A 21,797-nucleotide genomic window follows, 5' to 3' on the forward strand; every position below is an offset into this window, starting at 1 on the left:
GGGCGACACATTCGGGTGTGACGTTCGCCGCTCGCCCCGGCAGGACTGTGCAGCTACGTTACTCATAAGTAGCATGGGCCCTGAGCGCGCGCTCAGCGCTTGCGCGCCGCAGCTGTGCCATCCCGCACCCTGGAGGAGAGCCATCGTGCCTCGTACCGTCAGGGACGTCGTCTTCGTCGACGGCGTCCGCACCCCGTTCGGCAAGGCGGGCCCGAAGGGCATCTACCACGAGACCCGTGCCGACGACCTTGTCGTGAAGGCGATCCGGGAGCTGCTGCGCCGCAACCCCGGCCTGGACCCCAAGAAGATCGACGAGGTCGCCATCGCCGCGACCACGCAGATCGGTGACCAGGGCCTGACCCTCGGCCGCACGGCCGGCATCCTCGCCGGTCTGCCGCAGTCCGTTCCGGGCTACTCGATCGACCGCATGTGCGCCGGCGCCCTGACCGCCGTGACGACCACCGCCGGTTCGATCGCCTTCGGCGCCTACGACGCCGTCATCGCCGGTGGCGTCGAGCACATGGGCCGCCACCCGATGGGCGAGGGCGTCGACCCGAACCCGCGCTTCGTCAGCGAGAAGCTGGTCGACGAGTCCGCCCTGTTCATGGGCATGACCGCGGAGAACCTGCACGACAGGTACCCGACGATCACCAAGCAGCGCGCGGACGAGTACGCGGTGCGCTCGCAGGAGAAGGCCGCCAAGGCGTACGCCGACGGCAAGATCCAGCAGGACCTGGTGCCGATCTCGGTGCGCCGCACCAACCCCGAGGCCGGCGAGACCGGCTGGGGCCTGGTCACCGCCGACGAGCCCATGCGCCCGGGTACGACCCTGGAGAACCTCCAGGGCCTGAAGACGCCGTTCCGCGTCCACGGTCGCGTCACCGCCGGTAACGCGGCCGGTCTGAACGACGGCGCCACCGCCTCGATCATCGCGAGCGAGGACTTCGCCCGCGAGAACAACCTGCCGGTCAAGATGCGCCTCGTCTCGTACGCCTTCGCGGGCGTCGAGCCGGAGGTCATGGGCTACGGCCCGATCCCGGCCACGGAGAAGGCGCTCGCCCAGGCGGGCCTGTCCATCTCCGACATCGGTCTCTTCGAGATCAACGAGGCCTTCGCCGTCCAGGTCCTGGCCTTCCTGGAGCACTACGGCATCGCCGACGACGACGCGCGCGTCAACCAGTACGGCGGCGCCATCGCCTACGGCCACCCGCTGGCCTCCTCCGGTGTCCGTCTGATGACGCAGCTGGCCCGCCAGTTCGAGGAGCAGCCGCACGTCCGCTACGGCCTGAACACCATGTGCGTCGGCTTCGGCATGGGCGCGACGGTCATCTGGGAGAACCCGCACTTCGAGGGGGACAAGTGAGCACCACCGCTGAGCTTCTGAAGGGTGCGGCCGAGCTGTTCCCCGACGAGGTCGTGACGTCCGCGCACGTACGCCACCTCGACCTGCCGTTCGGCGCCGGGCGCTTCGCGCTCATCACGCTGGACAACGGCTTCGACCACACCAAGCCGACCACCTTCGGCCCCGCCTCGCTCGCGAACCTCAACACCGCGATCGACCAGGTGGAGAAGGAGGCGGCCGAGGGCGCGATCGTCGGCGCCGGCATCACGGGCAAGCCGTTCATCTTCGCGGTCGGCGCCGACCTCAAGGGCGTCGAGCTGCTGAAGAAGCACGAGGACGCGCTCGCCATCGGCAAGGGCGGCCACGAGGTCTTCAAGCGCCTCGCGGGCCTCGCCGTCCCGACCTTCGCCTACTACAACGGCGCGGCCATGGGCGGCGGTGTCGAGGTCGGCCTGCACTGCACCTACCGCACGGTGTCGAAGGCGCTGCCCGCCTTCTCGCTCCCCGAGGTCTTCCTGGGCCTGGTCCCGGGCTGGGGCGGCTGCACGATCCTGCCGAACCTGATCGGCGCGGACAAGGCCGTCTCGGTGATCATCGAGAACAGCCTGAACCAGAACAAGCAGCTCAAGGGCAAGCAGGTCTTCGAACTCGGCATCGCCGACGCGCTGTTCGAGGGTGCCGACTTCCTGGAGCAGTCGCTGATCTGGACGGCGAACGTCCTCAAGGGCGACATCGAGGTCGAGCGTCCGGTGATCGACCGTGGTGAGGCCTGGGACCAGGCCGTCGCCAAGGGCCGGTTCATCGCCGACTCCAAGGTGCACGGTGCGGCCCCGGCCGCCTACCGCGCCCTCGACATCATCGCCGCCGCCAAGAACGGCGACCTCCAGCAGGGTTACGACGCCGAGGACCAGGCCCTCGCCGACCTCATCATGGGCGGCGAACTGCGCTCCGGCATCTACGCCTTCAACCTGGTGCAGAAGCGCGGCAAGCGCCCGGCCGGTGCGCCGGACAAGAACCTGGCGCGCCCGGTCACCAAGGTCGGCGTGGTCGGCGCGGGCCTGATGGCCTCGCAGCTGGCGCTGCTCTTCCTGCGCCGCCTGGAGGTCCCGGTCGTCCTCACGGACATCGACCAGGAGCGCGTCGACAAGGGTGTGGGCTACGTCCACGCCGAGATCGACAAGCTGCTCGGCAAGGGCCGGATCAACCAGGACAAGGCCAACCGCCTCAAGGCGCTGGTGACGGGTGTCCTGGACAAGGCCGAGGGCTTCGCGGACGCGGACTTCATCATCGAGGCCGTCTTCGAGGAGATCGGCGTCAAGCAGCAGGTGTTCGCGGAGGTCGAGGCGGTCGCCCCGGCGCACGCGATCCTGGCGACGAACACGTCCTCCCTGTCGGTGACGGAGATGGCGTCGAAGCTGAAGCACCCCGAGCGGGTCGTCGGCTTCCACTTCTTCAACCCGGTCGCGATCCTCCCGCTGCTGGAGATCGTCCGTGGCGAGAAGACGGACGACGCCTCGCTGGCCACGGCGTTCGCCGTCGCCAAGAAGCTGAAGAAGACCGCGGTCCTCACCAAGGACGCCCCGGCGTTCGTCGTGAACCGCATCCTGACCCGCTTCATGGGCGAGATCCAGAACGTCATCGACGAGGGCACCCCGGTCGAGGTCGCCGAGAAGTCGATCGAGCCGCTCGGCCTGCCGATGTCCCCGCTCGTCCTGCTGGAGCTGGTCGGTCCCGCGATCGGCCTGCACGTCTCGGAGACCCTCAACCGGGCCTTCCCGGACCGCTTCAAGGTCTCCCCGAACCTCAAGGCGGTCGTGGAGGCGGGCAAGCGCGGCTTCTACGTCTACGACAGCGGCAAGCCGGAGCTGGACCCGGAGGTCGCCGCGCTGCTGAAGCAGGGCGACACCGTCCTCACCGAGGAGCAGGTCCGTGCCCGCGTCCTGGACGCGGTGGCCCAGGAGATCGGCCTGATGCTCGACGAGGGCGTCGTCGCCGAGGCCCAGGACATCGACCTCTGCCTGATCACGGGCGCCGGCTGGCCCTTCCACCTGGGCGGCATCACGCCGTACCTGGACCGCGAGGGCGTCTCGGAGCGCGTGAACGGCAAGAAGTTCCTGGCCCAGGGCGTGGCCAGCGTTCCCGCGTAACACCCGGTGACAGCACGAAGGGCCCCCGCTTCGGCGGGGGCCCTTCCGCGTGCTCAGACGGGACGCCAGGCCTCCAGTGCCAGCCCCGGTTCGTCCTTCCGCCGGGTCAGCAGCAGCTGTCCCGTCGACGGGGACAGCGTCGCCGCCACCACGCGCTCGTCCTCGTCCGTGGCCAGGGACACCCTTGCGTCCACCGGGAGTTGGGGGCCCGATGCGGTCCACCAGGCGCCCGCCTGCTCCTGTTCCGTGGGGTACGCGGCGAAGGCCACCCGGCCGTCTCGGCCGCGCTGGGCCAGCAGCGTGCAGTCGTGGCCGTCCAGTTCGCATCGGACCGCGGCGACCGGGCCGGAGCCCGCCGAGGCGAGGAGGGTGGCCGGGGCGGTACCGGGGCGCCAGGTGCACAGGTTGCCCCCGGTGTCGGTGTAGAAGACCGTCGTGCGCTCGGGGGAGGTCGCCAGGGCGTGCAGGGTGCCGGGGCGGACCTGGGTCTCCAGGGCCTCCTGGAGGACCGGCCGGCCTCCGGGCTCCTCCTGGTGCCAGTACACGAGGCCGGCCGGGGTGGCCGCGTACAGGCCGACCGTGCCGGACTCCCCCGTCACCGCGGCCAGGCCGTCCTGGACCTCCTGGCCCAACAGGTCCCGCCAGGGCTCCCAGCCGCCCTTCTCCTTCTGGGCGAGCAGGCTCACCCCGCCGCCCTTGTTGCGGACGAAGACATGGGCGCGGCCCTGGGCGTCGACGGCCACGGCGGGCGTGCCCGTGCGGTCGCCCTTCTTGTCCGGGTGGCCGATCGAGGACCAGTCCAGGGCCGCGAGGCGGGGCCGGAAGTGCGTGGAGTGCACCAGCCCCGACTCGCCCTTGCCGGTGGGCCGCCAGGAGACCAGGTGGGCGTAGCCGTCCGCGCCCTGGCCGACCGCGAGCACGGGGTGCAGCTTCTGGGCGCCGCCCACCGTTCGGGGGTCGGTCCAGGCGCCGCCGGGGGCACACTCCGCCCGGCACCGGACGGCGTCACCGGACAGCTGGTAGACACTGAGCCGGCCGTCTCGGCCGCGCAGGAGCCAGTTGCCGTTCACCGGTTCACTCTATGCTGCGCCCGGTGCCCGCCATGGCCCGGCCCCCGGCCCCTCCACCCAGGTTCCAGCCGGTCACAGCCGCTTGGCGCTGCGGAACAGTTCGGCGTAGAAGCCGTCGCCGTCGATGCGGGAGACCCCGCCGTTGTCGCCGATCGTGGGGCCGTTCTGCTCCTTGCGGCTGGAGATGAAGACCTTGTGGCCCTCGGTGTCCGGGCCCAGGTAGATGGCGGAGTGGTCGAGGTGGTCGCCGGTGCGGTGGTCCATCTTGAAGAACAGCAGGTCGCCGGGTTGCAGCATGTCGGTGTTCTTCGGGCGGGTGTACCAGGGGGAGGGGCCCTGGAGCTTGATGATGTCGACACCGACCTTGGAACGGGCCATGCCGTTGGCGGTGCGCGGCAGGCCGTCGCCGGAGTCGTTGGTGGCCATCAGCGGGTAGCGGGAGCGGTAACCCCACACCATCCGCAGGAACCCGGAGCAGTCCAGCGCGCGGTAGCGGTCCTTGCGCGGGTACATCGTGACACCGTTGCGGAAGGTGTACGGGATGCCGAGGTAGTCGTAGAAGTCGTTCTGCTCCAGGCGGTCCACGCCGTCCGGCTTGAACGGGCCGAACACCGCGTCGCCCGCGTACGGCACACCCGTGGAGTCCTTCTTGACCGGGGCGCCCTGCACGTACTGGAAGGCGATCGCGAAGATGTCGTCCTCCTGGCTGCCGTAGTACTGCTTGAACCAGTCCTTGAACCACTGCTGGTTCTCGGCACCCTTGGTCCAGGGCTCCGGCATGAGGCGGACCCAGTCGTCCGAGATCACCTTCGTGCTGGTGTTGGCGGGCTCGCTGAAGGTACGGGACGGGCCCTTCAGGACGGCGCTGCGGGCGCCGTCCGTGAAGGTGGCGATGACCGCGCCCTTGCCGTCGCGCAGCATCGAACGCGCCGGATCGTTCAGCCGCTCCCAGGTCTGCTTGCCGGTCGCCTTGCCCGCGTTCTGCAGGGGGTGATCGGTGACCGACTGGCCGGCCGGGGTCTTCGCCGGATCGTCCCGCAGTTCGTAGGTGAAGAACGCGCTGCCCGCGAGCAGCGCCACGACCGTCGCCACTTGGACCGCGGGACGGGCTTTGCGCTTCGGCATGGTGAGGGCTCCAGGAATGCGTCGGGAAGAGACGGGCTCAGGCGGAGGGCAGGGCGCCCAGCAGGATGCCGGCGGTCAGGACCACGTAGGTGGCCAGCGTCACCGATCCGACGGACAGCAGAGTGGCGCCCTTGGGCTGGCGGACCAGCTGGTAGCCGATCAGGCCGGGGACGATGAAACCGAGCGTCTGGTTGGCGTACAGCAGCGGGAACTCCATCTGCAGCACGATGATCACGGCGGCCTGGATGAGCACGCCGCTGAGCACGACGGCCGCGAACAGCCGCTTGCCGTACAGGATCACGAACTTCTGCATGAGCAGGGTGGCGAGGTACGTCAGCACGGTCACGCCGACCACCAGGGCGGCCCGCTGGAGGTCCTCGATGAGGGTGAGCGCGAGCCAGCCCGGCGTGATCATGCCGCCCGGCGACAGGTTGGTCGTCAGGTAGCACATCAACGAGAACATCAGGCCCAGGCCGATGCCGATCGCGGCGATCTCGGGGGTGAGGACGGAGGGGATCAACGCTGTTCTCCTGGGCTGTGCCACTGCTGGCTGTCGTCGGCGGAAGGCTGGGGTTGGACGCGGGGCTCGAACAGCCCGCGCTGAGCGGGCGGTTCGCCCTGGTGGTGCTGCGGCCAGTCGTCCTGGTGCTGGTACTGGTGCTGCTGCTGCGGCCAGTCGTCGTCCGGCTGCTGCTGCGGCCAGTCGTCGTTCGGGTACGGGTGGGCGGCGTCGCGCTGCACCGGGATCTGCGGGACGTACGGCTGCTGCTGGACGTATGACGGCTGCACGTACGGCTGCTGGCTGTAGCGCGACTCGTACGCCTCCGAGTAGCCCTGGTAGGGGTCGATGCGCGGCGCGTACAGCTGCACGGTCTCGACGTGCTCGACGACGGCGGGTGCCGTGTCCGCACGGCCGGCCGGGGCCGTGGCGACGGGCTCGTCGGCGCTCTCGTCCGGCGGGAGTTCGGCGAGGTGCTCCAGCAGGATCTCGCCCTGGCCGTGGATGTTGCCGATCGCGACCATCGAGGAGTCCGCGCCGAGCATGTCCAGCATCTTGTGCATGAACTCCTCGGGGTCGCGCTTGTCGCCGCCGAGGTCGACGGCGCGCGAGCGGAACTCGGCGGGGATGGCGTCGATGGCGGACTTGGCCGGGTGGCCGATGACGAAGACGCGCTCGGGGTCGAGGTCGGGGATGATCTCGCCCATCTGCCCGTTGCGTTCGACACGGTCGGGGCGGCAGTTGATGACCACGTTGAGCGGGCGGTGGATGGCGCCGAGGTCGAGCAGCTGGTTGATGTTCATCAGCGTCGACTCGGGGTCGTTGGCCGCGAACACGTTGGCGAAGCGCAGCTTCTTGCCCTCGGGCGTCTGGTAGCGCTCGACGGAGAGGACACCGGGGTCCGGCGGGGCGTCGTACATGCCCTGCAGGGCCGTCTCCCGGTCGACGCCGAGGAGTTCGGCGACGGCCAGCGCGATGGCCACGTTCTCCTTGAAGGTGAACCAGCTGAAGCCGCGCAGCTCCTCGTCGCTGACCGTCTCCGGGTCGGCGTAGATGAGCCGGCAGTTCCGGGCGTCCGCCTCCTCCTGGAGGATGTGGAAGCGGTCCTTCTCGGCGGTGACGCAGATGCCGTCCTCCGGCATCGAGCGGCACAGCGAGCGGGCCACGTCGTCCAGGGTGGGGCCCATCTCGGCGAGGTGGTCCTCACGGACGTTGCACAGCACGCCGATCGTGGAGCGGATCAGCTTGGACTGGTTGATCTCCTGCAGGGCCGGCATGACCGCCATGCACTCGATGACGAGCGCGTCCGGCTTGTAGGCGGCGGCGCGCCGCACGATGCCGATCTGCTCGACCACGTTGGCGATGCCGAACTTGCGGTAGACCGGTTCCTCGGTGGCGTCCGGGTGGATGAACCGGGCCGCGGTGCCGGTGGTCTTGGCGACGGTGACCAGGTCACCGCCGCGCAGGGCGCCCGCGCACAGCCGGGTGATGGACGACTTGCCGCGGATGCCGTTGACCAGGACCCGGGTGGGTATGTGGTCGAGGTTGTCGAAGTGCCGCCGCTGCTCCACGATGCCTGCGCCAAGCAGGATCGCGCAGCACACCAGCAGCACGGTGTAGAGGAAGAGCACGGGTGATCAGTTCCTTGTGTACTGCTCGGGCGAGTACTGCTGCGGGGCGGACGCCTGGGGCGGGGTGCGGCGCGGCTGCTGCCGGCGCTGGTCCTGCAGTTGCTGGCGGATGAGTTCCAGGGAGCGCGTGACCGCGCCGACCTCGTCGTGGTGCTGCGGGAACAGCACGGTCTTGCGGTCGCCGCCGGCCAGTGCCTCGGCGTGGTCGGCCAGCGAGCGCAGCGGCCGGCCCACCACGATGTACAGCCAGCCCAGGCAGGCGACGGCCGCGGCGGCGCCGAGCAGACCGGCGAGCACGGTGCGGTTCTGGGCGTCGTACTCGGGGATGGCGAGCCGGTTGGCGGGCTGCCAGCTGACCACGGTCCAGCCGAGGGACTCGGCGGCGCCCTTGCCGTTGAACGGGGCGGCGGCGGCGATGCGCACCCCGCCGTCGCGGTAGAGCACGCCGTTGGAGCGCGCCCGCTTGCCGAGCTTCTGGGAGCTCGCCGAGGCCAGGTCCTTCAGGTGGCTGTCGGGCAGCGAGTGGAAGGCGAGGAAGCCGGTGTTGCCGGCGATGATCCCGCCCTGCTTGTCGACGAGGCGGACCACGCCCATGCCGGGCCGGGTCAGCAGCGCGTTGAAGAACTCGACGCGGAACTCGGCGACGAGCTGGGCACCGCTGCGGCCGGGGATCTCGGCGTTGCCGATGACGACGGGCTCCTTGCCGCCGCGGCCGAGCAGCCGGATCGGATCGCTCGAGACACGGTGGGACTTGATCACATTGGGATCCTTGCCCACCCGGGTCTGGATCTCGCCGGAGGAGTCGACGACGTAGAGCGAGCGGTAGCGGTGGTTCTCGTCGAGGGTGCGCTTCAGCACCTCGTTCATGGCGTCGTCATCGGACTTGTCGCCGATCAGGGACGCCACCGACTGCAGGTCGACGCTGCCCTCGTTGAGCCCGCGGCGCACCCGGTCGCTGATCGTGTCGGTGCGTTCACGCTGGTCGCTGACGAGCTGCTGCGGGACGACGGCCGTGCCGTCGGCGCGGTTGACCAGCAGCATCAGCGGCGCGGACCAGGCCAGCAGCAGGACGGCGCAGGCGACCAGCAGGGCCCGGGTGCCCACCCGGCGCAGCCCGCCCGGACGCGCCGCGGGGCCCGTCTGCTCGGGGGTCTCGCCGAGCAGCTGTCGCCGCAGCTGTTCCAGGGAGTGGCCGATGCGGTGCGCCTCGCCGTAGCCGGGGACGGTGACGGGCCGGTGGAGGTCGCCCCGGGTGAGTCGGCGGGACTCCAGGAACAGCCGGATCAGCGGGCGCTGCACGGTGCCCAGCAGCACGGCCACGGCGATGCCGCCGACGATGAGGAGTGCGGCGGCGGCGAACAGGCCGAACGCCGGGGAGCTGGGATGATCGGGGTCCTCGGCCACCTTGACCATGGCCACGACGGACAGGCCGAGCCCGGAGGCGGTGGTGGTCTCGCCGGGGTCCGGGGCGGCGAGCGTGGCGTATCCGGCGACGGAGCGGTCACTGAGCACGTGCCCGCCGAGCAGGCTGCCGCTGACGCCCTGGTAGCCGCCCAGATTGCCGAGTTCCTTGCTGGTGCGCGGATCCTGCTTGGCCTTGCGGGCCGCGATCTCGGCGAAGGCCTTCAGCTGCTTGCGGGAGGCCTTGGCGTCGGCGCGGTCGGTGCTGGTGCGCGCCTGCTCGGGCTCGATGATGCCGTCGCTGCTGAGGATCGTGCCGTCGGGGTGGACCACGGCGATGGAGCGGAACTGGCCGAGGCTGATGCCGGGGGCCTTCAGGGTGTTGGAGGCGACCAGCAGCAGCTGCGGCTTGCCCGGCCAGGTCAGCAGCGCGAAGGACAGCAGCCGGGTCTCGCCGTTCTTAAGCCTGACCAGGCGCGGCGTGAGCCCGCCCTCGTCGCCGACGGAGCCGGTGTCCACCTGGGTGAGCGGCACGGTCTCGCCGCGGGCCGCGACCAGCTTGCCGGTGCGGATCTCGACGACCGCGGTGCCCATCCACTTCTGGTAGCTGCTGCCGAGCTTGTCGAGGACCTCGTCACCGGTGACCGGCTGGCCGGCGCTGAACAGCGCGGCGGAGCGCGTGAGGTCGGTGACGGACTCGTCTATGGAGGCACGCAGCGCGATGGCGCCGTCCTCGGCGAAGTGCTGCTGGGAGGTCAGCACCGCCTTCGGCACACCGGCGTTGTCGACGCGGCCCAGCACGAGTGCCGTGATACCGGCGAGCGACAGCAGAAGCACCGACAGCACCGCGATCGGCGGGCGGATGCCTCCGATCAGCGACATGTCGGCTCGTCGGCGGGCTCGGTGCTGCCGCGCCGGGGGCGGTGACGCCAAGGGAGGGTCCTCTCAGGGTGTGCGGCCGGTCAAGTCCACACAGGGGTACACGGGGACGGTCTTCAGATGTTTCAGAAATACACGCGCTCTGCGTGCACCTGTGGCGCAGGTGCACTCGCAGCACTCAGACAGGTAAGCGCCTCATAAAGTTGCTTACCTGCCTGTGTGATCTGCACAACATTCGCGTTTAGATGTTCAGGGTAGGGCAAAATGCGCACGTCATCAGGGCAGCGGGGTCAGCGGCTTCAGGCCGTCCTTGGCTGCGCCGCGGTTGAGCAGCGTGCCCTCGGTGCGCTCGAACGCGAGCCGCAGCCGTGCACGTTGACGGTCCGTGAGGTGGTGGTCGTCGCGGAGCGCGGCCGGCACGTCCAGCAGACGGTAGTCCCGTGCGTCGTCGTCGGTGTACGAGGCCTTGTTGCCGTCCACGGCGTTCACGGCGTCCGGCGGGATCTGCAGCATGGTCGGCTCGAAGCGCGGCTGGACGTCCCAGTTGCCCTTGCCGTGCTCGGTGAACGTGAACCAACCGATCACGCCCTCCTCGGTCAGCCCCGTCGGCACCTCGTGCCGGGCGATCTGGTTGCCCATGCCGTAGGCGACCCAGAGGCGGCCTTCGACCTTCTCCATCGGCTGCACGACGTGCGCGTGGTGGCCGATGACCAGGTTGATGCCGGTGTGCTCGGCGAGCTGCCGGGCGAAGGAGAGCTGCGCGACGGTGGGGTTCGGCTGGTGCTCCTTGCCCCAGTGCAGGGAGAGGATGACCACCTCGGCACCCGCGTTGCGGGCCCGCTTCTCGGCGGCCTGGATCGCGCTGAGGCTCTGCTGGTTGGCGAGCCACGGCTTGTCCTTCGGCGGCGTGTGCGGCTCGTTGAAGCCGAACGCGAAGGATATCTGCGCGACCTTGACGCCCTTGACGTTCATGATCAGCGGGGTGAGCGCCTCCTTCTGGGTGCGGAAGGAGCCGGTGTGCTTCACCCCGGCGGCGTCCAGCGCATCCGTGGTGCGCTTCACGCCCTCGTAGCCGTGGTCGAGGCTGTGGTTGGAGGCGGTGGAGCAGGTGTCGTAGCCGAGGTCCTTGATGGTCTTCGCGGTCTGCGGCGGCACCGCGAAGTTCGGGAAGCCCTCGAACGGGCCGTTGGGGGCGCCCATCACGGGCTCCTGGTGACAGATCGCCAGGTCGGCCTTGCTGATGACGGGCTTGATGCCGGCCATCATCGGCCCGAAGTCCAGCCCGTCCACGCCCTGGCCGGTGCGCTTGGCGTCCTTGCGGGCCTGGTCGACGAGCTCGGGATGCATCAGGATGTCTCCGGCCGCCGCGACGGTGAAGGTACGCCCGCCGCCCTGGTCACCTCCGTCGCCGGGAAGAAGGCCGCAGCCGGCGACGGCGGCGACGAGGGAGAGCGGAGGCAGCAGGGTCAGCACAGTGCGGCTACGTCTGGTCACCGGGATATCTTGATACAGCCATGAGAGCCACTCGCTCACGCATCATAACGATCGCGACAATTCTGCTGGTCATCGCGGGCCTCGCCGCAGGACTGACCGCGCTGCTGCGCGCTGCCCGGAACACCGGAGCGGACGACGCGGACCACCGAGGAGGCCAGGGCGCCGCGCAGGTCGACCTGGCCCGCGAGGTGGCGGACTACACCAGCCGGTTCGGCCCGGACCACGGCTACCGGCCGCCCGGCAAGGCCGACCGCACGGCCGTCGCCGAGGGGATCGGGCTGCTCGTCGACGGCCGCCGCAAACAAGCGGAACAGTTGCTTTCCCAACGCGACTTCACCGTGCGCACCATCGTCGACCGCGTCTCCGGGCACCGCTACACCGAGGTGGCCGACCGCACCGACGACGCCGTGTCGCCGCGCGGCTGGGGCCGGGTCTACATGGATCTGGAGCACCGTCCGCGCTGGTCGGTCCAGGTCCCGCATCCGATCTTCGACGAGGGCACCGAGCAGCTGGGCGTACGGGTCCTGCGCGACTCCCCCGGCGGCGTCCTGGTGATTGCGGGAGCGCACCGCAAAGCCGGCGTCGGGAACGCCGCGGACGTGGCGCACCGCCAGGACACCGTGTTCCACGCCATCTGCGCCGAGCTGATCCGCCGCAGAATGCCCGGGATCCAGTTGCACGGCTTCGCCTTCTCCGCCGCCCCCGAGTACGACATGGTCGCCTCCACCGGCGTCGGATCGGCGGGCCGCGCGGACGGCCGCAGGCTGGCCGACGACCTGCGCGACCACGGCTTCCGCGTGTGCCGGGCCTGGGTGCGTTCCTGCCCCCTGGAGGGCAAGGAGAACATGCAGGGCCGGGCCGCCGACGCCGCGGACGTACCGTTCCTGCACGTCGAGTTCGCCAACGAGGTGCGCGTCGACGGTCCGACCGCCGACCGCGCGGCCAGGGTCATCGGCGGGCTCGCCCGCCGCTGGGACACCGCTCCTGTGACACCCTGAGGGCATGGCGGACGAGACAGACAACCCGGACGGCGCCCCGGGGGCCGCTCCCCTGCCGCTGCTCGTCGTGGACGGCGCGAACGTCGTCGGCTCCGTGCCCGACGGCTGGTGGCGCGACCGCCGCGGTGCCGCCGAACGCCTGCGGGACCGCCTGGTGCCGTTCTCCCGGTCCGGAACGGCCGGGCTGACCGGGCCGTTGGAGCTGGTCCTGGTGGTCGAGGGCGCGGCCCGGGGCGTCCCCTCCGTGCCCGGGGTGCGCGTCGAGGAGGCGCCCGGCAGCGGCGACGACCGCATCGTGGAGCTCGCGGCGGCGGCCGGCGACCGCCCCTGCCTGGTCGTGACGGCCGACCGCGAGCTGCGCCGCCGGGTCACCGAACTGGGCGCCCACGTCACCGGCCCCCGCGCGGTACTGACCTGATCGCAGCGGGTCCTACTCCCCCGGCACCCGGGCGTACAGCACCGCCCCGTCGACCTCCCCCACCTCCTCGTACCGTGCCGCCAGCAGCCTGCGCAGGCTCGGGACGCGGTCGGGGGCGTACGGCTTGCCCCGGGAGTCGTCCACGACCAGGGCGGGGCTGTGCGCGCTCAGCTCCTGCCGGAACACCGGCCAGGTGCCCGCGACGGCGTACTTCTCGCCGACCTGCGGGCCGTCGCGCCCGCCGCTGTAGTTGGTGAGCAGTCCGGCGGTGAGATAGCGGGTGGCGGGGGTGCGGTCGGACAGCCAGTACGTCTCCGGGTGCATGCCCCACACGAGGACTTCGTCGGCGGGTGTGGTGCGGCGTGCGAGGGCCGCCGCGAGCCGTTCGGCGTGGGCGAGTTCGGGACGCGGGGCGCACAGGCCCCAGGCGAGGAACAGGGCGCAGCAGCAGGCCGAGGTGAGGACGGCGGCCACCAGCCGTTCGCGGGGCAGGACCTGCAGCGCGGCCGTCGCCAACAGGGCGACCGGCGGGGTGAGCTGCAGATAGTAGTGGCCGAAGAAGTGGAAGCCGACGAGGACGGCGCCGGCCGAGGCGGCCAGCCACAGCCACAGCTCGGCCGCCCCGGTGCGGGCCAGCCGCAGCGTCCGTACGACCGGCGGGATCAGGCCCGCGCAGGCCACGGCGAGGATCGCGGTGTTGGTCAGCCCCCGGACGAGGACGTGGAGTTCGGAGCCGGTGAAGGAGACGTAGGCGGCGGAGCCGGTGACCGTCCAGAACAGGAACCCGGCGGGGTCCGTGACCAGGGCCGCGCCCAGCACCGGTACGGCGCAGCCGGCCGCGAGCCGCAGCACCCCGGCGCGCGGGGCGCCCGCGCGGTGCAGCAGCCAGGCCACCGGCAGCAGGACCGCCGCGCCGGTCTGCTTGGTGAGGAAGGCACAGGCGACGGCGGCCCCGGCCGCGCCCCAGCGCCCGCGGTCCGCGCACCACACGGCCGCGGCCGTGCAGGGCAGTATGAACACCTCGAAGGTGGCGGCCTGGGCGTCCTCGGGGTTGAGCCCGACCGAGACCAGCAGGTACAGCGCTCCGGCGGTGCGGCCCGCGCCGTCGCCCCAGCGGCGCCGGGCGAGGGAGGCCAGCACCGCGGCGGTGAGCAGCTGGGCGAGGACGGCGAGCACCCTGAGCGGGGTGAGCGAGCCGGAGCCGCAGACCGCGAAGGCGGCCTCGTACAGCCAGGGCAGCAGCGGCGGCTTGCGGTCCACGACCGTCTCGTAGAGGTGCCCGCCGTGGGCGAGCAGACGCGCCTGTACGGCGAGATAGCCCTCGTCCGGGTTCCACAGCGGCCGGACGAAGGAGGGGATCCGCGTGACGCAGGCGAGAGCCGCGAGCGGGGGCAGCAGCCGCGTCCAGTACGCCGTCCGGGCGCGGCACACGGTCCGTTCGGGGGCGAGCGGGGCGGCGAGCATGGGGAGCACGCTATCCGGCCCCCATTCCCGGCAGAAGCGGGACATACGGGGCCGGAGGAAGGAGGAGCCGGACTGCCCGGTGTTACTCGGCGTTTCCGTTCGGCGGGCGCATGACCTCGCTGACCGTGGTCTCCTCGTGCAGGCCGAGGCGGCTGTGCGAGCGGCCGTAGAGGAAGTAGACGAAGAAGCCGATGACCATCCAGACCGCGAACCGGAGCCAGGTCTCGGCGGGCAGGTTGAGCATCAGCCACACGGTGGCGGCGACGGACAGGATCGGGACGAACGGCACCCACGGAGTACGGAAGGCACGGTGCAGGTCCGGGCGGGTGCGGCGGAGGATGACCACGCCGACCGCGACGACGACGAAGGCGAACAGCGTGCCGATGTTCACGAGTTCGGCGAGTTCGCTCAGGCTGGTGAAGCCCGAGATGACGGCGATGAGCACGCCGAGCAGGATGGTCGGCCGGTGCGGGGTCCGGAAGCGGGGGTGGACGATGGAGAAGAAGCGGGGCAGCAGGCCGTCGCGGCTCATCGCGAAGAAGACCCGGGTCTGGCCGAGCAGCAGGATCATGCAGACCGTGGTCAGGCCGACGACGGCGCCGAAGCTGATCGCGCCCGCGTACCAGGGGTGGCCGTTGGCCTTGAAGGCGTCGGCGAGCGGGGCGTCGACGGAGAGCCTGCTGTAGTGCTGCATGCCGGTGACGACGATGGACACCGCCACGTACAGCGCCGTGCAGATGAACAGGGAGCCGAGAATGCCGCGCGGCATGTCCCGCTGCGGGTTCTTCGTCTCCTCGGCGGCGGTGGCCACGACGTCGAAGCCGATGAAGGCGAAGAAGACCACGGAGGCGGCGGTGAAGATGCCCATCACACCGAAGTTGGACGGCGCCCAGCCGAACATCAGCTGGATGAGAGGCGCTTTGAGGCTGCCCCCGGCCGGCACCGTCTGGGCCTTGGGGATGAACGGCTTGTAGTTGTCGCTGTTGATGAAGAAGGCGCCGGCAATGATCACGATCAGGACGACCGTCACCTTGACGGCGACGACGACTTCCGTGACCCGCGCGGACAGCTTCATACCGAGGACGAGGATGGCGGTGAGCACCAGGACCAGTGCGGCGGCGAGGATGTCGAAGCCGAAGCCGCTGGCCCCGTCCCGGCCGCCCAGATAGTCGGGCAGGTGCAGGCCCGCGTTGTCCAGCAGCGACCGCATGTACCCGGACCAGCCGACGGCGACCACCGCCGTGCCGAGCGCGAACTCCAGGACCAGGTCCCAGCCGATGGTCCAGGCGGGCAGCTCGCCGAGGGAGGCGTACGAGAAGGTGTACGCGGATCCGGCCACCGGGACCGTGGAGGCGAACTCCGCGTAGCACAGCGCCGCGAGGGCGCAGACGACGCCGGCCGCGACGAAGGCCAGCGAGACCGCGGGGCCCGCGTTCTCCTTGGCGACCTTGCCGGTGAGCACGAAGATGCCGGTGCCGATGATGACACCGACACCGAAGACGGTCAGGTCCAGCGCGGTCAGGGACTTCTTGAGCGCGTGTTCCGGCTCCTCGGTATCGAGGATGGACTGCTCGACCTTCTTCGTACGGAAGAGGGTGCTGCTCACGGGCCTACCTCCCACGCGCTTGTCGTCCTCGACCGGCTCGACATGATCGAGAGGGCTGGGGCCGCGGATGCCCCGGCACAGGCAGGTTCACGCAGACGGGCCGGTTCCGCCACCGCAAGGAGTGGCGCAACCGGCCCGGAAACAGGCTCTTTCCCTGTCGCGTTCCTAGTCGCGGGCGGGCTCCACCGAGTCCACCTCGGCGTCCACCTCGTCGGCCGTACGGTCGAACCGGCCGTCCAGCCTGGCGACCAGCCCGGTGACCTGGCGGGCGATGTCGGGCGCGGTCAGCCCGATCTCGGCCATCACCTCGGCGCGGGAGGCGTGGTCGAGGAAGCGCGGCGGGATGCCGAAGTCGCGCAGCGGCAGGTCCACGCCCGCGTCGCGCAGGGCCTGCGCGATCGCGGAGCCCACACCGCCGACGCGGCTGTTGTCCTCGACGGTGACGACGACCCGGTGCCGCTCCGCCAGCGGGGCCATGGCCTCGTCGACGGGCTTGACCCAGCGCGGGTCGACGACCGTGGTGGAGATGCCCTGCTTGTCGAGCAGGCCGGCGATCTCCAGGCACATCGGGGCGAGGGCGCCCACGGACACCAGCAGCACGTCCGGCCTGCCGGTGCCGGGCTCACGCAGCACGTCCATGCCGCCGACGCGGCCCACGGCCGGTACGGCGGGGCCGACGGCGCCCTTGGAGAAGCGCACCACGGTCGGCGCGTCCGTGACCTCGACGGCCTCGCGCAGCTGCGCCCGCACCTGCTCGGCGTCACGCGGCGCGGCGAGCCGCAGCCCCGGCACGACCTGGAGGATGGACATGTCCCACATGCCGTTGTGGGAGGCGCCGTCGGTGCCGGTGATCCCGGCCCGGTCCAGCACGAAGGTCACCCCGCACTTGTGCAGGGCCACGTCCATGAGGACCTGGTCGAAGGCGCGGTTGAGGAAGGTGGCGTAGACGGCGAAGACGGGGTGCAGCCCGCCGTGCGCGAGGCCCGCGGCGGAGACGGCGGCGTGCTGCTCGGCGATGCCGACGTCGTAGATCCGGTCCGGGAAGGTGTCCGCGAACTTCTTCAGGCCGACCGGCTGGAGCATGGCGGCGGTGATCGCCACGATGTCGTCGCGCTCCTTGCCGAGCTCGACCATCTCGTCGCCGAAGACGGAGGTCCAGTCGGCGCCCGAGGCCTTGACCGGCAGGCCGGTGTCGGGGTGGATGGGGCCGATGCCGTGGAAGCGGTCGGCCTCGTCCTGCAGGGCGGGCTGGTAGCCGCGGCCCTTCTCGGTGAGGCAGTGCACGATGACGGGCCCGCCGAAGCGCTTGGCCCGTGCCAGCGCCGACTCCAGTGCCTCGATGTCGTGCCCGTCGATCGGGCCGACGTACTTCAGGCCCAGGTCCTCGAACATGCCCTGCGGGGCGATGAAGTCCTTCAGCCCCTTCTTGGCGCCGTGGAGGGTCTCGTAGAGCGGCTTGCCGACGACCGGGGTGCGGTCGAGGATGTCCTTCGTCCGGGCGAGGAAGCGCTCGTAGCCGTCGGTCGTGCGCAGGGTCGCCAGGTGGTTGGCGAGGCCGCCGATGGTCGGGGCGTAGGAGCGCTCGTTGTCGTTGACCACGATGACGAGCGGGCGGTCCTTGGCCTCGGCGATGTTGTTCAGCGCCTCCCAGGCCATGCCGCCGGTCAGGGCGCCGTCACCGATGACGGCGACGACGTGGCTGTCCCGCTTCTTCAGCTCGTTGGCCTTGGCGATGCCGTCCGCCCAGCCGAGCACCGTGGAGGCGTGGCTGTTCTCGATCACGTCGTGCTCGGACTCGGCCTGCGCGGGGTAGCCGGACAGGCCGCCCCTCATCTTCAGCTTCGAGAAGTCCTGCCGGCCCGTGAGCAGCTTGTGCACGTAGGACTGGTGGCCCGTGTCCCACAGCACACTGTCCTTCGGCGAGTCGAAGACGCGGTGCAGGGCGATGGTCAGCTCCACCACACCGAGGTTCGGGCCGAGGTGGCCGCCGGTCTTGGAGACCGCCTCGACCAGGAAGGTCCGGATCTCCCCTGCCAGCTGGTCCAGCTCCTCCAGGCTGAGCCGGTCCAGATCGCGCGGTCCCGTGATGCGGGTCAGCAGCGGCACCCGTGCCTCCTTGCAAGTTGAGCTGATCGAGCTGTTGCCGGGCTTGACGAGTCTAATGTTCCGGCTTTGCAGGACACGACAGTGCCCGGCACCTTTCGGGCACCGGGCACTGTCACCCGCCTAGCTGCGCTGGCACCTCGAGGTGCTACGCGCGACCCGCGGTCTTCTGCGTCTTGCGCGTGATGGAGTCGATGACCACGGTGGTCAGCAGGACCGCGGCGGTGATCATGTACTTCACCGGCTCCGCGATGGACTCCAGCTGCAGACCGTACTGGATGGACACGATCACCAGCACACCCAGCAGGGCGTTCCAGGTGCGGCCCCGGCCGCCGAACAGCGACGTACCACCGATGACGGCCGCCGCGATGGCGTTCATGAGCAGGTCGCCCGTACCGGCGCTCTGGTTGGCCGAGGCGATCTTGGAGGCCAGGAACAGACCGCCGATCGCCGCGAAGCCGCCGGAGATGCCGAACACGGAGATCCGCACCGCCGTGACGTTGATACCCGCACGCCGGGAGGCCTCCACGCTGCCGCCGAGCGCGAAGATCTTGCGGCCGTAGGAGGTGCGCCGCAGGACGAAGTCGGTGGCGACCAGGAACGCGAGGAAGATCACGGTGGCCAGCGGCAGGCCCTGGTACTGGTTGTACATGTAGGCGCCGGCGAAGGAGACCACGGCCAGCAGGACCGTGCGCAGGACCGTGTCGCTGAGCGGCCGGGACGGGATGCCCGCGGCCTCGCGGCGCCGGTTGCCGAGGAAGGAGGAGACGAAGAACACGGCGACCACGGCGATGGCCAGGCCGTAGGCGGCGGCCACGTCCGTGAAGGTGTACGTGGTCAGCTTGCCGATCAGACCGTCCGGGTCGAGGTTGATCGTGCCGTTCTCGCCGAGCACCTTCAGCATGAAACCGAGCCAGAACAGCAGGCCGGCCAGGGTCACGGCGAAGGCGGGCGCGCCGAGCACCGCGAAGAAGAAGCCGTGCAGCGCGCCGATGGCGGCGCCGGCGGCGATGGCGACGAGCACGGCGACCCACTCGGGCCAGCCCTGGTTGACCGTGAGGACGGCCGCGAGGGCGCTGGCCGCGCCGCTGACCGAGCCGACGGAGAGGTCGATCTCGCCGAGCAGCAGGATGAAGACGATGCCGACGGAGATCATGCCCGTGCCGACCATCGTGACCGTGATGTTGCTGATGTTCTCCGCGGAGAGGAACTCGGAGTTCAGCACCTGGAAGATGATGCAGATGGCGGCGAGGCCCAGGATGACCGGCAGCGAGCCCAGCTCGCCGGCCTTCATCTTGCGCTTGAACTCGTGCCAGTAGCCGAGCAGGCCCTCTTCCTGCACCAGCAGGCGCGGGTCGACCGCGGTGACCGCGGCGGCCGGGGCCTCCGGGTTCTCGACAGCGTGCTCGTCCTTGGCGGACGAGGGAGACGCGGAGGTCTTGTCGATGCTCACTTGGAAACCTCCCCGGACGTGCGCGCCGCACGGCGGGTCACGGCGTTGTCGGTGGCGCCGGTGATGGCGGAGATGATCTCCTCCTGCGAGGTCGTCTTGACCTCGAAGACGCCATTGTTGCGGCCGAGGCGCAGGACGGCGACCTTGTCGGCCACCGCCTTCACGTCCGCCATGTTGTGGCTGATGAGGATGACGGCGTGGCCGCGCTCGCGCAGGCGCTCGACGAGGTCGAGGACCTGGGCGGTCTGCTCGACGCCGAGGGCGGCGGTGGGCTCGTCCAGGATGACGAGCTTGGGGTCGCCGAGCATCGAGCGGGCGATGGCCACGGTCTGGCGCTGACCGCCGGAGAGCGAGGCGATCGGGATGCGGACGCTCGGGATGCGGATCGAGAGCGTGGTGAGCAGCTCGCGGGAGCGGCGCTCCATCTCGACCTCGTCGAGGATGCCCCACTTCCTCAGCTCACGGCCGAGGAACAGGTTGCCGACGACGTCGATGTTGTCGCAGAGCGCCAGGTCCTGGTAGACCGTCGCGATGCCCAGGGCCTGGGCGTCGTGCGGCCTGCCGATCGACACGGGCTTGCCGTCCCACTCGATGACGCCTTCATCGATGGGGTGCACGCCGGCGATCGTCTTGACCAGCGTGGACTTTCCGGCACCGTTGTCGCCCACCAGGGCGACCACCTCACCGGCGTGGACCTCAAGCTCTACGTCGGTGAGCGCCTGAACGGCACCGAACCGCTTGGAGACCCCGCGCAACGCCAGCACGGGCGTAGCGGACACGTGAACCATCTCCTTCGCCGCCTGACCCGGCGGGAGGTTGTGCAGAAGTTTGGGGGGAGTTCCGTCCGGCGCCCCGCGTCGAGCTTGCGGGGCTGTCATTGAGCGCGGGGCGCCGGAGGAGCCTGGGGCAGTCCGTCCGGTCCCGTACCGGCATTCAAGGACGAATGACCGTACGGGGGAAGGGACTTGGACCGCTTACTTGAGGCCGAGCTTGTCGCAGGCGGACTTGTACTTGCCCGTGCAGATGTCGCCGACGGTGTAGACGCCGTCCTTGATGACGGTGTCCTTGATGTTGTCCTTGGTCAGGGAGGTGACCGGGACGAGGACCGACGGGACGTCGGTGGCGGAGCCGGAGGAGACCTTGTCCTTGGCGACCGAGTCGAGCGACTTGCCCTGGGCGAGCGCGACGGCCATCTCGGCGGCGGCCTCGGCCTCGGGGGCGTACGGCTTGTAGACGCTCATGTACTGCTCACCGGAGACGATGCGCTGCACACCGGCCAGCTCGGCGTCCTGACCGGTGACCGGGACCTTGACGCCGGCCGCGTTCAGGGCGGTGATGATACCGCCGGCCATGCCGTCGTTGGCGGAGTAGACGCCCGCGATCTTGTCCTTGCCGACCGCGGAGATCGCCGCCTCCATCTCGGAGTTGGCGTTGTCCGGCGACCACTCCTTGGTGTCGTACTCCTTGGCGATGGTGACCTTGCCGTCGAGGACGGAGTGCGCGCCCTTCTTGAACTGGGCGGCGTTCGGGTCGGTGACCGAGCCGTTCACCATGACGACCTTGGAGGACTTGGTGGCCTTGCTGCCCAGCGCCTTCAGCAGGGCCTCGCCCTGGGTCTTGCCGACCTGCTCGTTGTCGAAGGAGGTGTAGGCGCTGATCGGGCCCTCGGCGAGGCGGTCGTAGGCGACGACCTTGATGCCCCGGTCCACGGCCTTCTTGACGGAGTTCTGGATGGCCTTGGCGTCCACCGCGTCCAGGATCAGGACGTCCACCTTGTTGGTGATCATGGTGTCGACCTGCTGAGCCTGCAGGTTCGCGTCCTGGCGGGCGTTGTTGTACTGGATGTCCGCCTTGCCGTTCGTCAGCTCCTTGATCTTCTTCTCGATCAGCGGCTTGTCGAACTTCTCGTAGCGGGCGGTCTTGTTCTCCGGAAGGAGGAGGCCGACCTTGATGTTGTCGCCCTTGGCGGGCGCCGAGGAAGAGCTGTCGCTGCCCTTCGACTCCTTGGCGCTGCCACAGGCGGCGAGCGAGACGGCCATGGTACCCGCGGCAACGGCAACGGCGGCACGACGCATACGTGCGTTCACTTGATGAAACCTCCCTGACGAGGCCGCGTCGTTGCGGCCGAGGTGGCTGGAAGTCAACTCGGCCACACGTGCGACGTCAA

General features: G+C 70.2%; 16 protein-coding genes. 4 read left to right on the forward strand and 12 right to left on the reverse strand.

Features of this window, described 5'->3' with window-relative positions:
* Positions 1-145 precede the first annotated feature (145 nt).
* Both ACWD3E_RS17970 and ACWD3E_RS17975 read left to right on the forward strand, forming a co-directional pair.
* Entirely contained in the window at positions 146-1,363 is a 1,218-nt protein-coding gene (locus ACWD3E_RS17970; RefSeq protein ID WP_263213749.1) for a thiolase family protein, read from the forward strand.
* Positions 1,360-3,489 (forward strand): 3-hydroxyacyl-CoA dehydrogenase NAD-binding domain-containing protein, encoded by a 2,130-nt coding sequence (locus tag ACWD3E_RS17975; RefSeq protein WP_451388502.1) that lies wholly within the window; start codon positions 1,360-1,362, stop codon positions 3,487-3,489. Before ACWD3E_RS17970 ends, ACWD3E_RS17975 begins: the two co-directional genes overlap by 4 nt.
* 53 nt (positions 3,490-3,542) lie before the next feature.
* Here the strand turns inward: ACWD3E_RS17975 and ACWD3E_RS17980 are convergent, their stop codons facing one another.
* From ACWD3E_RS17980 to ACWD3E_RS18005, 6 genes are all read right to left on the reverse strand, one after another.
* Positions 3,543-4,559: a hypothetical protein gene (locus tag ACWD3E_RS17980; protein WP_451388503.1), complete on the reverse strand. Its 1,017-nt coding sequence runs from the start codon at positions 4,557-4,559 to the stop codon at positions 3,543-3,545.
* A 72-nt stretch (positions 4,560-4,631) separates the two neighbouring features.
* Positions 4,632-5,684: an NlpC/P60 family protein gene (locus ACWD3E_RS17985; RefSeq protein WP_451388504.1), complete on the reverse strand. Its 1,053-nt coding sequence runs from the start codon at positions 5,682-5,684 to the stop codon at positions 4,632-4,634.
* A gap of 37 nt (positions 5,685-5,721) precedes the next feature.
* Positions 5,722-6,204 (reverse strand): poly-gamma-glutamate biosynthesis protein PgsC/CapC, encoded by a 483-nt coding sequence (locus ACWD3E_RS17990; protein WP_451349043.1) that lies wholly within the window; start codon positions 6,202-6,204, stop codon positions 5,722-5,724.
* Complete coding sequence (gene pgsB / locus ACWD3E_RS17995; RefSeq protein ID WP_451388505.1) at positions 6,201-7,814, reverse strand: poly-gamma-glutamate synthase PgsB; 1,614 nt, start codon at positions 7,812-7,814, stop codon at positions 6,201-6,203. Before pgsB ends, ACWD3E_RS17990 begins: the two co-directional genes overlap by 4 nt.
* 6 nt (positions 7,815-7,820) lie before the next feature.
* Positions 7,821-10,097 carry a HAMP domain-containing protein gene (locus ACWD3E_RS18000; RefSeq protein WP_451388506.1) on the reverse strand — a complete coding sequence of 759 codons (2,277 nt, stop codon included), beginning with the start codon at positions 10,095-10,097 and terminating at the stop codon, positions 7,821-7,823.
* A gap of 273 nt (positions 10,098-10,370) precedes the next feature.
* The gene (locus tag ACWD3E_RS18005) at positions 10,371-11,588 is read right to left on the reverse strand and encodes a CapA family protein (RefSeq protein ID WP_451388507.1); all 1,218 of its coding nucleotides are present in this window, start codon (positions 11,586-11,588) and stop codon (positions 10,371-10,373) included.
* Between the two features lie 20 nt (positions 11,589-11,608).
* Between ACWD3E_RS18005 and ACWD3E_RS18010 the strand changes: the two genes are divergently transcribed.
* Together ACWD3E_RS18010 and ACWD3E_RS18015 are read left to right on the forward strand one after the other, a co-directional pair.
* Complete coding sequence (locus ACWD3E_RS18010; protein ID WP_451388508.1) at positions 11,609-12,586, forward strand: hypothetical protein; 978 nt, start codon at positions 11,609-11,611, stop codon at positions 12,584-12,586.
* A gap of 4 nt (positions 12,587-12,590) precedes the next feature.
* Positions 12,591-13,004 carry an NTP pyrophosphohydrolase gene (locus ACWD3E_RS18015; RefSeq protein WP_451388509.1) on the forward strand — a complete coding sequence of 138 codons (414 nt, stop codon included), beginning with the start codon at positions 12,591-12,593 and terminating at the stop codon, positions 13,002-13,004.
* Between the two features lie 12 nt (positions 13,005-13,016).
* On the opposite strand, the gene ACWD3E_RS18020 is transcribed toward ACWD3E_RS18015, so the two are convergent.
* The 6 genes from ACWD3E_RS18020 to ACWD3E_RS18045 all read right to left on the reverse strand — a co-directional run bounded on the left by ACWD3E_RS18020 (position 13,017) and on the right by ACWD3E_RS18045 (position 21,705).
* On the reverse strand, positions 13,017-14,468 hold the full coding sequence (locus tag ACWD3E_RS18020; RefSeq protein WP_451388510.1) for an ArnT family glycosyltransferase: 1,452 nt from the start codon (positions 14,466-14,468) through the stop codon (positions 13,017-13,019).
* 82 nt (positions 14,469-14,550) lie between these two features.
* Positions 14,551-16,074 (reverse strand): amino acid permease, encoded by a 1,524-nt coding sequence (locus tag ACWD3E_RS18025; RefSeq protein ID WP_451388511.1) that lies wholly within the window; start codon positions 16,072-16,074, stop codon positions 14,551-14,553.
* A gap of 165 nt (positions 16,075-16,239) precedes the next feature.
* Positions 16,240-18,180: a 1-deoxy-D-xylulose-5-phosphate synthase gene (dxs, locus tag ACWD3E_RS18030; protein WP_451388512.1), complete on the reverse strand. Its 1,941-nt coding sequence runs from the start codon at positions 18,178-18,180 to the stop codon at positions 16,240-16,242.
* A gap of 145 nt (positions 18,181-18,325) precedes the next feature.
* Positions 18,326-19,630, reverse strand: a complete 1,305-nt coding sequence (locus tag ACWD3E_RS18035; RefSeq protein WP_451388513.1) for a sugar ABC transporter permease — start codon at positions 19,628-19,630, stop codon at positions 18,326-18,328.
* Positions 19,627-20,418 (reverse strand): ATP-binding cassette domain-containing protein, encoded by a 792-nt coding sequence (locus tag ACWD3E_RS18040; protein ID WP_451388514.1) that lies wholly within the window; start codon positions 20,416-20,418, stop codon positions 19,627-19,629. Before ACWD3E_RS18040 ends, ACWD3E_RS18035 begins: the two co-directional genes overlap by 4 nt.
* A gap of 186 nt (positions 20,419-20,604) precedes the next feature.
* Positions 20,605-21,705 carry a substrate-binding domain-containing protein gene (locus ACWD3E_RS18045; RefSeq protein ID WP_451388594.1) on the reverse strand — a complete coding sequence of 367 codons (1,101 nt, stop codon included), beginning with the start codon at positions 21,703-21,705 and terminating at the stop codon, positions 20,605-20,607.
* Positions 21,706-21,797 lie beyond the last annotated feature (92 nt).

It is taken from the genome of Streptomyces sp. NPDC002676, from assembly GCF_053592455.1.

What these genes read in the sequence shown, in the direction of transcription:
- ACWD3E_RS18045 (WP_451388594.1), bottom strand. Translation starts at nt 21,705, where the DNA reads ATGCGTCGTGCCGCCGTTGCCGTTGCCGCGGGTACCATGGCCGTCTCG.
- ACWD3E_RS18040 (WP_451388514.1), bottom strand. Translation starts at nt 20,418, where the DNA reads ATGGTTCACGTGTCCGCTACGCCCGTGCTGGCGTTGCGCGGGGTCTCC.
- ACWD3E_RS17985 (WP_451388504.1), bottom strand. Translation starts at nt 5,684, where the DNA reads ATGCCGAAGCGCAAAGCCCGTCCCGCGGTCCAAGTGGCGACGGTCGTG.
- ACWD3E_RS18020 (WP_451388510.1), bottom strand. Translation starts at nt 14,468, where the DNA reads ATGCTCGCCGCCCCGCTCGCCCCCGAACGGACCGTGTGCCGCGCCCGG.
- ACWD3E_RS18000 (WP_451388506.1), bottom strand. Translation starts at nt 10,097, where the DNA reads ATGTCGCTGATCGGAGGCATCCGCCCGCCGATCGCGGTGCTGTCGGTG.
- ACWD3E_RS18015 (WP_451388509.1), top strand. Translation starts at nt 12,591, where the DNA reads ATGGCGGACGAGACAGACAACCCGGACGGCGCCCCGGGGGCCGCTCCC.
- ACWD3E_RS18010 (WP_451388508.1), top strand. Translation starts at nt 11,609, where the DNA reads ATGAGAGCCACTCGCTCACGCATCATAACGATCGCGACAATTCTGCTG.